The organism is Enterococcus durans NBRC 100479 = LMG 10746 (assembly GCF_001544215.1).
Classification (GTDB): domain Bacteria; phylum Bacillota; class Bacilli; order Lactobacillales; family Enterococcaceae; genus Enterococcus_B; species Enterococcus_B durans.
In genome coordinates this window covers 12874-28198 of the sequence record NZ_BCQB01000035.1, presented here as the reverse complement: position 1 = coordinate 28198, position 15325 = coordinate 12874, and the positions used below count along the sequence as shown (strand labels likewise).

The following is a 15325-nucleotide window of genomic DNA, read 5'->3' as shown; positions in this document are numbered from 1 at the left end:
TAAAAATAAAGCGAGGGTGAGACTTTGTCTCACCCTTTTTTCAATTTCCAATCAAATTGATAGCTCTAAAATTCCCATCAAACTATCCTCACAATTTTTGATGAAGGACCTTCCTGAAGTTAAATAATGACAAAAAGATATTTGATAGAACAAACAGGCTTGTCACAATAAATACTGCACTGTAATTGAAGGCATGTGCAACAGTGGAGCCTAACATCGGGCCTAAGACTTGTCCAAAGTTACTAAACATTTGGTTATAACTATACACTCGACTGACTCCCTCAGTTGGTGTGATTTTACTAATAAGCGTATTGATAGATGGCATCAACGCACCTGTCGAAAATCCTAGGATAAACCGCAGTATTCCAAGTTGCAACGGAGTAGTCACAAATGCCATAGGTAGATAACAACAAGCGGACATTACCAAGCCAGCTAATAGAACTTTTTGATTCCCGATCTTATCACCGAGTTTCCCTAATTTTGGCGATGAGAACACAGCAGAAACACCGGCAACCGAAACGATCAATCCGCTGACAAACAGGATATTTTCTGAATTGCCACTCAATTGACGGATATACAAGGTCAATATCGGGCTGATCGTCGTGATCCCGATTTGCAGGATCAACGTTGTCACAAAAAGACCAACCAAAATAGAGAAATGATCCATTTTTGAGAATAACTCTTTCGTACTGATCAAATCTTTCTTTTCAATTGGATGGAAATCTTCTTTCACTAGGAAAATCGTCAACATCGTTGTTATTAACAGCAGTCCCCCAGTGATCAGAAAAACATTCTCCATCCCAAACCACTGTGCTAATGCACCACCCATCGAAGGGCCAATCAAATTTCCCGCAATTGCCCCAGTTGATAACGTCCCTAGCGCCCAACCGCTTTTTTCTTTTGGCGCTTGCGATGCAATCATTGCAGTAGCATTCGGAATATAACCAGACAAGATCCCATTTAAAAAGCGCATGATCAACAACCAATAGACATTCGGTACAAAGGCAAGAGAACCCATTGTAAATGTCATGCCGGCAGCTGCTCGGATCATCATGATTTTACGCCCTTTCCGATCAGCCAAATTACCCCAAATCGGCGCCACGATCGCAGAAGCAAACGCGGTCACTGAAATAGCTAAACCAGAAAACAATTCAATCTGGTCTTTAGGTGTTCCTAATTGTTCAACATAAACTGGTATAAATGGCATAACTAAACTAATACTTGAGCCCGTAAAGAAACAACCGATCCAAGTAATGATCAAATTTTTCCTTCATTGATTCTTCATCTATCATCCCTCTTTCATCTCTTTCATAATACCTTATTTTTTCGCCCCTATGCAATCGATGTATCGAGATAATTGAAAAATATTCTGAATATTCCAATATATTTTTTTCATTTACCTATATCTATTACTTATATTTTATCAGTGAAGGCTATTTGTGACAAAAAAACGCCCTCAACTAACTGAGAACAGTTAGCGAGAGCGAGTTCAATTTTTTTACAACTAATTTTCAATAAACAATTAGATTGTTGCTAGGATGATAAAGTTAATGATGAATAAAATATCTACGACCCATAAAGCAATTGAGACGTCTTTGGCTTTTCCATTCACTACTTTGACAATCGTGTAGAAAATGAATCCTGCAGCAATCCCATAAGAGATACTGTAGCATAAGCCCATAAAGATCGAAGCAAAGAATGCTGGTAACGCTTCTTCCATATCAAGCCATTTGATGTCAGCAAATGATGCCATCATCATTACCCCTACTAGAATCAATGCAGGAGCTGTTGCTTGTGTTGGAACGATTGCAATTAGAGGAGAAAGGAAACTACTTAAGGCAAACAATACCGCGACTACCACAGAAGTTAACCCTGTACGACCTCCTGCTCCGATCCCTGCAGCAGACTCAACATAAGTAGTCGTATTTGATGTACCGAAAATTGCCCCAACTGATGTAGCAATAGCATCTGCAAACAATGCTTTATCCATCTTAGTTTTGAACCCTCTGCCATCTTCTAGTGCATCTTCATCCGCTTTAGAGAAGATTCCTGTGCGACGACCAGTTCCGATGAATGTACCAATCGTATCAAAAGTATCAGACAAGCTAAACGCAATGATCGTCATCAACACTTGAGGAATCTTTGAAGAATCACTGAATAATGATTGCATCCCTTCTTTGCCAAAAGCGGCTCCGAAAGTCGTACCTAATTCGTTGATCGAACTTCCTAGAGAGTTCGCTTTCCAATCGATTGTACCTAAATCAACTACACCCATTAAGATACCTAAAACTGTTGTCACCACAATCCCGATCAAAATAGCCCCACGGATATTCTTTACAACTAAAATTGCTGTAAACACTAAACCAATAACTGCTAATAAAATTGGTGCATTATTGAAATTTGCTAAAGCGGGAACGATACCGCCGTTGATCGTCACATTTGTTGCTTTACCACCTTCAACAACAGAACTAGTGATTGCTGATTGATCCGCTGAAAAAGATAAGAAACCTGCATTTTTTATACCCACGTAAGCAACAAAGATTCCAATTCCTCCGCCAATCGCATTTTGCAGACTTTCTGGAATAGCATGGATGATCATTTTACGAATTTTTGTTACCGTAATAAAAATATTGATCAACCCACAAATAAAGACCATTGCTAACGCTTGTTGCCAAGAATACCCTAATCCAAAAACAACAGTAAATGTAAAGAAGGCATTAAGTCCCATCCCCGGAGCCTGTGCATAAGGAACGTTGGCGAACAACCCCATCACTAATGTCCCAATGACTGAAGCAATGATCGTTGCTAAAAAGACCGCCTGAAATGGCATTCCTGATGCAGACAAAATGGTTGGATTCACAAACAAGATATAACTCATTGCAAAGAAAGTCGTTATACCCGCCATCATTTCTGTTGATACATTCGTGTTATTCTTCTTTAACTGGAAAAACTTTTCCATAAAATTTCCACTCCCTGACTTTTTTCTAACGGAAAGCTTAATAATTTATATACCAATAAGACAAAAAACGCATTCCATCGAACAATTTCAAATTATAAGGTTGCTTCATTCGTTTTTCAACTAAAAAATGAAAAAAAAGCAAAAAAAAACGAATAATGTTCGTGTTTTACTTTGTATGTACTTTAAATCTAGGAACATTAAGTTATTTTTTTCGTATCCGCTTTTATCTGACCTAAGTTGTACCTTGTTTATTCACTAAAATATGCTAGACTTAAACAAACATCGCTTTGAAGGGAATGACATTTTTGAATAAAAAACTCATTGCAATTGATTTAGATGGAACTACTTTGAATCAAGACTCACTGATCACTTCTAAAACCGAAAATACGTTAAAGAAATCCGTGGCAGCTGGTCACCATGTCAGCATTGCTACTGGGCGGCCTTTTAGAATGAGTTACCAATATTATCAACAATTAGGATTAACCACGCCTATGGTCAATTTTAACGGCGCTCTAGTCCATATCCCTAACAAACATTGGGCACAAGAAAAAGAAACTTCAATCGATAAACAAATTGTTTTTGATATTTTGGCTCAAAAACGACAGTTGAACTTAGAGTTTATCGCTGCTGAAAATCGTGAAACTTTCTTTATTGACAGCTTTGATTTTTTTGATGCCAAAATCTTTGCTTCTGCAAAACCTAGCCCACAAAATCTACTATCACCACAAAACTTGACAACTAATCCGACTTCACTATTAGTAAGAACGGAAAAACGTTACGCGGAACAGGTTTCGTCAGAGTTGACCCGTCAATTTGGTCAATTTGTAGATGTTCGTACTTGGGGCGGACCAATGGCCATTTTGGAAATCGTCTCAAAAGGGATCGAAAAAGCCAAAGGTGTCCACCGTATCGCAAATTATCTTGACATTGACCAAAAGGATATTATCGCTTTTGGTGATGAACATAATGATCTTGAATTATTGGAATACGCCGGGTGGGGAGTTGCCATGAAAAATGGCACTGATCAATTGAAAGGCGTTGCAAATGATGTTACCGACCTATCCAATCAAGAAGATGGGTTAGCAGCTTACCTTGAGGATCTACTTGCTCTATAAAACCTAAAAAAACAATCCAGACTAAAACGTTGTTTGACGTTTCAGTCTGGATTGTTTTTTATACGCTTATTTTGTAGCAAACAAGTCATCTTATTCTCTGTTTTTTACCAAAACCTTTAACTGTAGCAACACTATCAATAAGATCGTCAAGAGAACGTATACGCCCGTCACCAAAAGATTGCTCTCTTTTTGCAATGGTAATAGAGCCGTCACACCATTCAGATAGATGAACCAAAAAACTGACATGATCCCTATAAACGCTCTTCCGTTTTTGAAGAGTGTCCCTAACACTTGTGCCAATAGTATCAAAGATAAACCAAAAAACAGTAATAAAATTATTTCACTGGGATTTTTTACCATGATCGGCACTAACAGACAACATACAAACAAAAATAAAACTATCAATTCACTATTTTGTTGATGCCTTTGTCCTTTAGTAACAGTTCTCAACCAATCATAAACCCCATTTGTTTGTGTTTGACTACCTAGCAATGAGATCGGACCGATTGCTAGGATGAATAAAATAGGCAAGACTACTTCATTCAAAACAGAACGTGACACGATCCATGCTGCTATCCACATCAATATGATTCCTACTAATTGCCAAAGAGGTATCACTTGAAAGATTCGAATCGCCTCTTGCTTGATCAATCGATCGTATTTAAAATTCATTTCTTCTATTGGTTTCCACTTTAGATTATTGACTGGTTTCGAGTCAACAATTACCGGCGTTTGTATTTTTTTATACTTTTTACGGACGATGATCCGCTTGTTTAGCAAGAAAGCGGACAATAATACCAAAAATATACAGATGACTATTTGTATCCCAATAACTATCAAATCTGATGGCTTAAAATCGATAGCCGGGATAACTAGAGAAAGGGTGCCAGACTGTGGCCCTTTCCCACTACTTAAAACTTGCAAGCCATTTATTGGTTTTCCAGCAACAATACCTGCTTGTTTTATTGCATCCAAAATATAATTCGTTCCTGATAGATTGAATAGATTTAGCCCTTCTTGCTTATTTCTCATTGCCTCAAGTACGTAGAGGATCAAAAGAAAAAAAATCATCGCAATCGTTCCGAATGTTCCTCGTAAAAATGGTAAAGTATTCGCTAATAGAGCTAGTGCCGAAAGTAATAAAATACCAGGTAACAGTACTAAAAAAGGGCTTAAAAACTGGTACATAGAGAGCCATTGTCCTGGGAAGCGCAAAATCGACATAAAAAAAGTTCCGATAACTACGGTAAGCCATAGACTTACTAATAAAAGGCAATTTGCAGTGAATTTACCAAAAACATAGCGAAATCGATGGAAGCTTGTTGTCATAAATAGATCGGCAACTCCTGTTTCACGATCAAGGGATAGTGAATTCCTTATGAACAAAAAGCCTATTATGGGCAGAATCAAGCCTAATATCAAAGCTGCACTTGACGGTAACCATGAAGGGTCATCTGCTTGACGATAAACAGTTGGATCAATGGAAAGAACCTGAATCACTCCTTTTGCACGAGGTGTACTTATAACAGAAAGAAATAATAGCATAGCAACTGTAACAAAAAATGAAGGGATCCTGATCCGTTGAAAGAGGTCAGCTTTCATTATGCAAATCATTTTTGCTTCACCTGTCTTTCCAACAGTGCAATACTCGCATCTTCGAGCCTTGGCGCAACGACCTTGGCAGAAGACGTCGGAGCTGTTTCAGCAATCACCCGCACATGTATGCCATCTGACTCTTGGATCAGCGAACTGACCATGTTCGAAGAATCTGGAAAGATTCCACTCGGCAATACATACTCCCAAACCATACCATTCGCTTTTTTTACTAAGTCATTTGGTGACCCATGGAAAAGTAGTCGTCCAGCCTTCAAAAAAACTAAGTCACTAGCAACTGCTTCTATATCTGAAATAATATGAGTCGATAGTATGACGATCCGCTCAACTGCAAGCTCACTAAATATATTCCTAAACGTGGCTCGTTCCAACGGATCAAGTCCGGCCGTTGGTTCGTCAACTAAAATTACTTTTGGATCACCTAGAAGTGTCGCGGCCATCCCTACGCGTTGGATCATCCCCCCTGAAAAATCATTCAGACGTCGTTTTCCCACATCTTCCAAGTGGAATTGCTTTAGTAATTGAGAGATTTGCATTTTTCCATCTTGCGCAGCTATACCTTTTATTGCAGCAATATAATTTAAATATTCTGTAGCAGATAATTGTGGATAATAGGGCACATGCTGAGGCAAGTAGCCGAGAATATTGCGCATGATCTTGGGATGGTTTACTACATCCTGACTTTCCAGGAAAATCTCCCGTGAACTGGGCTTTAACATAGTAGAGAGGATTTTGAGCAAGGTTGATTTTCCTGCTCCATTAGGGCCAATCAATCCGATTAACCCACCCGATTTGAAGTTCAACGATACATCATCTAACGCAGTCTTGTTCGAATAGCTCATTGTCAAATTTTTAACTGAAAGTTCCATTTCATCAGGTCCTTTTCATTTCATAATAAATGGTTCTGTTATCTATCTTTAAAACATCCTATTTAGGAGTATTACACAAAAGACGCGCATCTCATCAAAGGCTTCTGGCGAAGTTCAAAAAGCCATGCTGGACCAACGAAAAACTTAGCCTCAGTAACTATTGCCCTCAAATAAAATCAGAGGAACAACCATCAGTTTCTCCGCTTTTCACTCACGAAATCTCAGGTAATGAATAGCATCTTTCCTTGAGGCTGGGACAGAAGTGTTTAACTCCGAGAAATAAGAAGAAATTAACGAAAATTGCTTTTCAGATTTTTGTGGATTTCGGCTTATTCAAGAAGAAGTTGCTTCTGCTCCCTCCGTTTATTCGTTTTTGAAGAATGAGACAAAAGTGTTTCTTACTTTTGTCCCACGCTCTTAGATCAAATGCAAGTTATTCCTCGGTCGATTATTTTTTTGGATCAATAAAAAAATGGACCAATCAGCTCGATCAAAACGCTAGGATCAATTCATTTGAGTCTGCGAGAAAGCGAGCTGTGGCCCAAATTCGTTTCACGATTTTATCCAAGATATTCATCAAGAAAGGCATATCATATTTCATGATAGCTTACAAAATCTTGTAAACATCCTACAGAAATATGTTGCATACTGTCATAAAATCGTTTTTTTTATAGTAATGTTGCCATTTAGGAAGAAGCGTTTTGTTCCATCCCAAATGGCAACTGATGAAATGACGTTTGATTTATTCCATTTCATATTTTGACCCTTTTGATCTTAGATAAACCAATATATAAGAGGTTTGTTGTAGTTGAATAACTACAGATTGAAGGTTAAAAATCAAGGATTTTGTTTATTAGCCATAAACATATCATAGTAAGTATCCATGATTTCTTGAGCAATCGTCAAATTCATATGGTCTTTTTCATCCAATAGATTTGGTAAAACTACACTGATAGCTATCTCAGGATTATCGGTTGGACCATAGGCTACGATATTACTGTTAACTGTTGTGATATCAGGATGCCCTTCTGCCACTGTTTCAGCTGTACCAGTTTTGGCAGATAAATCCATTTTTGCGTTAGCCAGAGGTTTAGCTGTCGTATACCCATCCGTTCCATGAACGACTTGATGGAATCCTTCACGAAGAATGGACATTTCTTCCGCAGTGATGTCTACATTATTCGCTACTTTTGTTTCGATTTCTTTTTTTACTTCTCCTAGATTGCCATCTGCATCATTGCCATAGATAGCTTTCACTAGACGAGGTTCGATTCTTTTTCCACCATTTGCCACCGTAGACGCATACTGTGCTAATTGGATCGGTGTGTACGTATCAAACTGACCGAACGCAAGATCGGTGAAGTTACCCGGTGAATACCATTGTGCGCCGTTGTCAGAATTGAATTTCTTCATAAAATCGACTGAACGGGAGATACCGGCAGATTCATTTGGCAAATCGATACCTGTTGTTGTGCCCAAGCCAAATTCTTTAAATGCTTTACGTAATTCCTCATAGGCTTTTGCTTCCTCATCAAGAGAAGGTAAGCCCATGTTAGGTGTATATTCCAAGCCAAGCATTTTTAATGCGACTTTGATCATGTACGTATTTGACGATAATTCAAGCGCCTTTACCGCATTGATAGGTATTTGTCCACTGCGGTTGAAGACCGAACTTTTCTCAGCAGAACCTTGCAGTTTGATTGGTTCATCCACCAACACTTGATTGCCGGCAATCGCCGCTGTTTGCCAACCAGCGGTCAAAGTTCCTGCTTTGACAACAGAACCCGGTGTAAATGCACTTGTGATCGTACCCAAAGCATTTTCTGTCAGTTCATTCGACCCTTCTTTATGACTGAATCCTGTCATTGCCAATACTTCCCCAGTTTGAGGATTCATCGCAACTGCGTAAGCACCCGGTGAATATTTTGCTTTTCCATTATTGACTAATGTCTGATAATTATTTTTTAAGATGTCCTCCACTTTTGATTGGAATTCTGAATTGATGGACAACATCAAATTAGACCCTTTTTCGCCAGCAAAGATTTCTTTTTTATTTGTGACATTTCCATCACTGTCTAAAGTTACTTCGTATTGTGTTTTTGTACCTTGTAAGACATCTTCATATTGTTTTTCAAGGTAACTTTGACCAACTCGATCATTACGAGAGTATCCTTTGGCTAGATATTTATCCGCTTCATCCGCTGGCAGTCCTTGTTTTTCTGTAGTCACACTACCTAAAATACTTTTTAATGAGTCTGCTGCATTGTATTGACGTGTCCAGTCCGTTCCAGTTGAAACGCCTGGTAACTCTGAAGCGTGTTCCGCTACGACTGCAAGTTCTTGGTCAGTCACCCCAGAATTTTTGATAAATACTGTATTCAATTCGTAGGCACTATTCATGCGTTTAAAAATCGTTGCAATTTTTAATTCTTCTTCATTGAATTGGATTTCATCTTTTGTGACCTTGTCTACAGTTGCACTGTATTGCTCACTAGTTTCCAACTGCTTTTCTTTAGCGGAAAGTCGTTCCGTTGCTTCTTTCAAATGTTTAGGATCAGCCAACCAGAAATCTTTTTTATCCCGTTCGGTCAAATTCTCATCCGCTGGAACATCGATCAATTGATTGAGTTTCGTTGCTACCTCCAGCAAATCTTTTGACGTGACTTTTGTCCCTCTTGTAAAAGTAATCGCTTGGTTTGCTTGATTTGTCACTAACGCCTTTCCAGTTGAATCATAGATCATTCCTCGAGGAGAACTTGTTTGGATCGTCAAGGTAGATGAAGATTTGACTTTTGCTTCCATCTCTTCCCCATTGACGATTTGCAGATACCCCAGTCGAGCAACCAGCGCTACGAACAATGTAAATATAATGAAAAAAAGAAAATTTAAGCGAAAAGGCACGTGGGAACGGCGAAATGGCTTGTTTTTTGGTTCCTGTGCCCCTTTTTTTATTTTATCCATCCAAGAATTGTTCATAAATTTTTTCATAAAATCTTTCATCATTCCTATCTTTTACCTACTTACATTCACGATTCATTGTACCTAAATTTCTGAAATTAAAAAAGAAAAAAAGTTATGCTAAAAAAATTCTTTAACGAAATTCAAGATAAAAATCTCCTTTTGTTTCACAAAACTAAATTGCGTCACAAATACAAATAATTCAAATCGTTAAAAAACAGAGCTTTTTTAATAATTTTCGTTCTGATTTCCGTGAAACACAACAGGCGCTATTTTTACTGTGGAAAACTAACTGTTTTTCTATTATTTTCGCACAATCATAGTTTCGACTCAAAATAGCCTTTGATTGCTTGTCTTGTTTTCCCCACTTTTTCGCTCAACTGTTCATTTTTTGCCATATACAAATAAAAAATAATATCGATTGTCACGAATTGAGCTAACAAGGAATTCGTTGCTGCACTTCGGTTAGTGATTTCTTTTGGTCTGGAGGTTTGGATGACGACATCTGCGATCCTACTTAAATGGTTGGTTCCAAATTGTGTTAAAGCAATTACTGGAATACCCAGATCTTTAGCGATCTCCCCTACTGCAACCACGTCTGCAGTGTTGCCAGAATTGGATATCAGCCACAGCACTTTTTTCGTTTCATTACTTACCAACTGTGGGAGTAGCACATGGATGTCTTTTTCAAAGATGATCGGTTTTCCGACCCGTGACCATTTCTGCACGATGTCTTCCACCACAAGAGAAGAAGCTCCTACACCATATAAAAAAACTGTTTCTGCACCTTCCAAACTTTGAACGACCTCTTGGATCTTTTCTTCTTTCAAGACGTCAACCGTCTCTCTGATCGCCACTTGCGCATTATTTCCTAATTTATTTTTGATCGAATAAAAGGATTCATTCGGTTGGATGTCGCTAAAGCCTTCGTCGATACCTGTTTGGAGTTCTGTCGAAATATTTATTTTAAAATCAGTCAAGCTTTGATAGCCGATTTTTTTAGAAAATCGAACGACTGTTGGCGCACTTAATCCAGCTGATTCAGCTAGTTCATTGGCCGTCATCGTTGGAATTTTTTCTACATTGTTGATAATATAATCTGCAAGTTTTTTTTCTGCAGAGGAATACTCTTCCATCATGCTTTTGATATGGCTAATAACGCCCATAGATCTCACATCCTTTTCATCTTACAGTCTATGTAAGTATACCATATCTAAGCCTTTTGAGCGGCACAGCAATGTATAAAATTTCTTTAGTTTTTGTCTAAATATTCCTTGTGGTCGCTAGTGGAAAAAAACAGCAGAGTAAGACAAATCGTCTTCTCTGCTGTTTTTTGTGTCTACTATTTGATTAGCCTTCACGACTATAGTTTTGTACTTCCGCAACAATTGCATCTACAAAGATGTTCAGATCTTCTACGGATGTTTTTTTACTACCGTATTTACGGATATTTACTGTTGCATCCTCTACTTCTTTATCTCCTACAACCAATTGGTAAGGGACTTTTTGTGTTTGAGAAGCACGAATCTTATAACCCATTTTTTCATTACGGTCGTCTACTTCTACTCGCAAGCCTTTCATTTGAAGGCGTTCTTTGATTTCATAAGCATAGTCGCTGTGTGCATCAACTGAAACAGGAATGATCGTTGCTTGGATCGGTGCCAACCAAGTTGGGAAAGCTCCTTTGTATACTTCTGTTAAATAAGCAACAAAACGTTCCATCGTTGAAACGATTCCTCGGTGGATAACCACTGGACGATGGGTATTTTCACCATCTTCTCCTACGTAAGTCAATTCAAAACGTTCAGGCAACAAGAAATCTAATTGGATCGTTGATAATGTTTCTTCTGTACCTAGTGCTGTTTTGACTTGAACGTCTAGTTTTGGTCCGTAGAAAGCAGCTTCTCCTTCTGCTTCAAAATAATCAAGTTCTAATTCGTCCATTGCGGCTTTAAGCATTACTTGTGCTTTTTCCCACATTGCATCATCATCAAAATATTTGTGTGTATTATTTGGGTCACGGTAACTCAAACGGAAGCGGTAGTCTGTGATGTTGAAGTCTGCATAAACAGCAACCATCAATTCAAGCGTACGTTTGAATTCGTCTTTGATTTGATCTGGTCTTACAAATGTATGCCCATCATTCAATGTCATTTCACGGACACGTTGCAAGCCTGACAAAGCACCTGATTTTTCATAACGGTGCATCATTCCAAGTTCAGCGATACGAATTGGTAATTCACGATAGGAATGGATCGCGTTTTTGTAGACCATCATGTGGTGAGGGCAATTCATCGGGCGAAGAACGAGCATTTCACCGTCACCCATATCCATTGGTGGGAACATATCTTCTTGGTAATGATCCCAGTGTCCAGATGTCTTATACAGTTCTACATCCCCCATGATCGGTGTGTAGACGTGTTGATAGCCTAAGCTGACTTCTTTATCAACGATATAACGTTCGATCGTACGGCGGATCGTTGCGCCTTTTGGCAACCAGAAAGGTAAACCTGATCCTACTTCTGGCGAAACCATGAATAAATCTAATTCTTTTCCTAGTTTACGGTGATCTCTTTCTTTTGCTTCTTCACGAAGGCGGATGAATTCTTTTAGTTCTTTTTTATCAAAGAATGCTGTTCCATACACACGTTGCATCATGTGATTATTTGAATTTCCGCGCCAATATGCACCAGCTACTGATAGTAATTTGAATACTTGGATACGTCCAGTTGAAGGAACATGTGGTCCACGGCATAGGTCGATGAATTCACCTTGTTGGTATGCAGTGATTACTTCATCTTCTGGTAATTCACTGATCAATTCAACTTTGTATGGGTCACTTGCAAAAATATCTAACGCTTCTTGTTTTGAAAGGACACGTCGTTCGATAGGCAGATTTTCTTTCACGATCTTCATCATTTCAGCTTCGATTGCTGGAAGATCTTCTACACTGATTTGGTTTTCTCCGTTGTCTGTGTCGTAATAAAAGCCTGAATCGATTGCAGGTCCTACACCAAAATGAATATTTGGATATAGTCGGCGCATTGCTTGAGCCATCAAATGTGCTGCAGAGTGACGGACTAAAGATAGTGCATCTTCGTGGTCTGGTGTAACGATCTCGATTGTTGCGTCTTCTTCAATCCCGCGATTCAAGTCAACCAACTGTCCGTTGACTTTACCAGCTAAAGCTTTTTTAGCTAAACTTTTTGAAATACTTTCGGCGATTTCAGCAGTAGTACTGCCAGCCTCAAATTCTTTGACTGCGCCATCTGGAAAAGTGATCTTTATCATAATAAATAGCCTCCCTTAGATTTTTGATTGATCGAGAACTCCAACAAAAAAGTCCTAGCATCTCATAAACAAGATACTAGGACGAAAGATTCGTGGTTCCACCTAATTTCGAACGTCAATACGTTCCTTAAGCGTTATAACGGTACGACCGCCTTTGTTTCGACAAAGGTTTCGAAAGTGGTCATCCTTTGGTTTTCTTCTGGAAAAGTTTCAGCCTAGCTTTTCCTCTCTTATCGAAGACTCTCAAATTCAGTTGGCTTTCTCATCAATCAACTATGTGTTTATTTAACCACTAATAAAAAGAAAAATCAAGTAAGTACATGACTTATTTTTTCCATTCACCATTTACGCCATATGTTCCTTTTTTCATTTCATTGATGATGACATGGATGTGCTCTTTTGGCGCTTGCGTATTTTTGTGGACTGCTTCCGTGATATCTTTCATCATATTTTCAAGTTGTTCTGGACTACGTCCTTCTACTAATTCTACGTGTACGAATGGCATTGTATCGTCTCCCTTATGATTGGTCTTGAAACTGTATCATTTGTTTCAAACAGATTTTCTACCACTTGATAATACCGCAAAACAAAGGAAGTGAAAAGAATTTTCTATACTTTATCTATCACTTCATCTGTCACTTCTCGCTCTTAATGCACTGAGGATCGATACCGTATCGACCACTTCTTGGAGTACTGCACCAAATAAAGCTGGGATCACACCCATACTTGCAACGAGCATCAAAAAGACACAGATAAAGATACCAATCAATACCGATTGCTTGGCAACTTGCATCGTTCTTTTCGAAATCATTACTGCTGTCGTGACTTTCGTTAGATCATCTTTCAATATGACTGCATCAGCACTTTCACTAGCAGCTGTCGATCCATGAGCACCCATTGCTATCCCAACATCTGCGATGGCTAGAGCAGGTGCATCATTGACGCCATCTCCCACCATCGTAACGGGCCGATCTTTTTCAGGGATTTGTTCCAAGATCTTCAGCTTGTCTTGTGGCAAACAACGTGCATGGATAGAAGTCAGACCTACTTCTGCTGCGATTGATTCAGCGATTGCCTGCCCATCTCCTGTGATCATCATGAGATCGGAAATACCAAGTTTCTTTAATTCTTGAATCGTTTCTTTTGCTTCTGGACGAAGGGTATCTGAAAAAAGGATCGTGCCTGCAAATTGTCCGTCAATAGCAACATAGATCGCTGTTTTCGTTGTCTGAATTTCATTGGTGCCAACAAATGAAGCTCTCCCGATTTTCACTTGATGATCGGCTACAAGCGCCTGTATCCCTTGGCCTGTGATTTCCTTCAAATCACTTACAGCTAATAATTGATCGTGAGACACATTTTTTAGTAAGGAGCGCGCCAAAATATGCCCTGATTCCTGCTCGGCACTTGCAGCATAGATCAACAAATCATCTTCTGTAATGGCTGGCTCTGGGTGGATCTCAGCGACTTCAAGGAAGCCTTTTGTGATCGTCCCCGTTTTATCAAAAGCAACTGTTTTGGTACGTGCTAACTTTTCAATAGTCGTCCCGGTCTTCACAACGATCCCATTTTTACTAGAACGGCTCATTCCTGCGACTAGCGCAATTGGTGCTGCTAAGATCAATGGACAAGGGGAGGCTACCACTAACACCTCTGCAAAACGCAACGGATCTTTGCTTAACCACCATGATATCCCACCAATCAAATAGGCTATCAGTGTAAACGGAACTGCATAGCGGTCTGCCAATCGAACAAAGTGAGCCGGCTTTTCTTTTGATTCTTCCACTAATTTTATGATCAGTTGATACTGACTGTCAGCTGCTCTTTTTTCGATCTGCATCTGAATCGAGTCATTCCCATTGACTGATCCGGACATCAATTCATCGCCGACGACTTTAGTGATTGGTTTCGCCTCACCAGTCAGTGATGATTCGTCAAATTGAGATTCTCCTTTTACTACTCTTCCGTCTGCCGGAACGATTTCTCCTGGCTTGACTACGATAATGTCATTGATTTCGATCGAATCAACAGCAATTTCTTTTAGTTTTCCATCCTCCAGTTTATGTGCCGTGCGAGGAGTACGATCTAATAAAGATTGTAGTTCTTTACTTGCCTTTTTATTGGCATAGTCTTCCAAGCTATCTCCACCAGTCAGCATGACTAAGATCATCAGACTTGCCCAATATTCCCTTACGATCAATGTGGCGACAATTGCTGTAATTGCTAAGATATCGACACCGTATTTGCCAGAACGTAGGGTCTTTATCATTTCAAGAAACATAAAAAATGCTAAAAAGCCTCCAGTGACTGCAATGATAAGGTAGGCAATCTGCGGTTGTTTAAAAATAAATTCACTGATCAGCGCAATAATACCTATAGAAACAGTTAATAAAAATTTCTTAAAATGTGCCATGTTCTCACTCCTCTATAGAGTATAGAATACCGATTCCTCATAACTTTGTGAATTATTTACTCTTAAATGAAAATAACTATCACTCTCATCCCCTATTATCAAAAAC

10 protein-coding genes are annotated in these 15325 nt (G+C 39.0%); 1 reads left to right on the top strand and 9 read right to left on the bottom strand.

The features are described from left to right. Positions 1 to 88 precede the first annotated feature (88 nt). Both ED2_RS10210 and ED2_RS10205 read right to left on the bottom strand, forming a co-directional pair. On the bottom strand, positions 89 to 1261 hold the full coding sequence (locus tag ED2_RS10210) for a multidrug efflux MFS transporter (protein WP_005877868.1): 1173 nt from the start codon (positions 1259 to 1261) through the stop codon (positions 89 to 91). 261 nt (positions 1262 to 1522) lie between these two features. After that, positions 1523 to 2959 carry an NCS2 family permease gene (locus tag ED2_RS10205; RefSeq protein ID WP_005877867.1) on the bottom strand — a complete coding sequence of 479 codons (1437 nt, stop codon included), beginning with the start codon at positions 2957 to 2959 and terminating at the stop codon, positions 1523 to 1525. 305 nt (positions 2960 to 3264) lie between these two features. On the opposite strand from ED2_RS10205, the gene ED2_RS10200 reads away from it, so the two are divergent. Next, positions 3265 to 4074, top strand: coding sequence for a Cof-type HAD-IIB family hydrolase (locus ED2_RS10200; RefSeq protein WP_025481370.1), 810 nt, complete (start codon positions 3265 to 3267; stop codon positions 4072 to 4074). 90 nt (positions 4075 to 4164) lie between these two features. Here ED2_RS10200 and ED2_RS10195 read toward each other — a convergent pair whose 3' ends face one another. From ED2_RS10195 to ED2_RS10165, 7 genes are all read right to left on the bottom strand, one after another. Next, on the bottom strand, positions 4165 to 5688 hold the full coding sequence (locus ED2_RS10195; protein WP_016177129.1) for a hypothetical protein: 1524 nt from the start codon (positions 5686 to 5688) through the stop codon (positions 4165 to 4167). Then, the gene (locus ED2_RS10190) at positions 5685 to 6557 is read right to left on the bottom strand and encodes an ATP-binding cassette domain-containing protein (RefSeq protein WP_060789784.1); all 873 of its coding nucleotides are present in this window, start codon (positions 6555 to 6557) and stop codon (positions 5685 to 5687) included. Before ED2_RS10190 ends, ED2_RS10195 begins: the two co-directional genes overlap by 4 nt. Before the next feature lie 837 nt (positions 6558 to 7394). Continuing rightward, entirely contained in the window at positions 7395 to 9560 is a 2166-nt protein-coding gene (locus ED2_RS10185) for a peptidoglycan D,D-transpeptidase FtsI family protein (protein ID WP_016177127.1), read from the bottom strand. A 272-nt stretch (positions 9561 to 9832) separates the two neighbouring features. Further along, a complete protein-coding gene (locus tag ED2_RS10180; RefSeq protein ID WP_005877856.1) occupies positions 9833 to 10681 on the bottom strand; it encodes a MurR/RpiR family transcriptional regulator in 849 nt (282 codons plus the stop codon). Between the two features lie 184 nt (positions 10682 to 10865). Next, positions 10866 to 12806, bottom strand: a complete 1941-nt coding sequence (gene thrS, locus ED2_RS10175; protein ID WP_016177126.1) for a threonine--tRNA ligase — start codon at positions 12804 to 12806, stop codon at positions 10866 to 10868. Positions 12807 to 13131: 325 nt separating this feature from the next. Continuing rightward, on the bottom strand, positions 13132 to 13311 hold the full coding sequence (gene thmT, locus ED2_RS10170; protein WP_002287649.1) for a 2-hydroxymuconate tautomerase: 180 nt from the start codon (positions 13309 to 13311) through the stop codon (positions 13132 to 13134). Positions 13312 to 13434: 123 nt separating this feature from the next. Further along, positions 13435 to 15219 carry a heavy metal translocating P-type ATPase gene (locus tag ED2_RS10165; protein WP_016177125.1) on the bottom strand — a complete coding sequence of 595 codons (1785 nt, stop codon included), beginning with the start codon at positions 15217 to 15219 and terminating at the stop codon, positions 13435 to 13437. Positions 15220 to 15325: the final 106 nt, after the last annotated feature.

Coding starts and splice junctions, on each gene's coding strand:
- ED2_RS10190 (WP_060789784.1), bottom strand. CDS start 6,557: ATGGAACTTTCAGTTAAAAATTTGACAATGAGCTATTCGAACAAGACT.
- ED2_RS10180 (WP_005877856.1), bottom strand. CDS start 10,681: ATGGGCGTTATTAGCCATATCAAAAGCATGATGGAAGAGTATTCCTCT.
- ED2_RS10195 (WP_016177129.1), bottom strand. CDS start 5,688: ATGATTTGCATAATGAAAGCTGACCTCTTTCAACGGATCAGGATCCCT.
- ED2_RS10165 (WP_016177125.1), bottom strand. CDS start 15,219: ATGGCACATTTTAAGAAATTTTTATTAACTGTTTCTATAGGTATTATT.
- thrS (WP_016177126.1), bottom strand. CDS start 12,806: ATGATAAAGATCACTTTTCCAGATGGCGCAGTCAAAGAATTTGAGGCT.
- thmT (WP_002287649.1), bottom strand. CDS start 13,311: ATGCCATTCGTACACGTAGAATTAGTAGAAGGACGTAGTCCAGAACAA.
- ED2_RS10205 (WP_005877867.1), bottom strand. CDS start 2,959: ATGGAAAAGTTTTTCCAGTTAAAGAAGAATAACACGAATGTATCAACA.
- ED2_RS10185 (WP_016177127.1), bottom strand. CDS start 9,560: ATGATGAAAGATTTTATGAAAAAATTTATGAACAATTCTTGGATGGAT.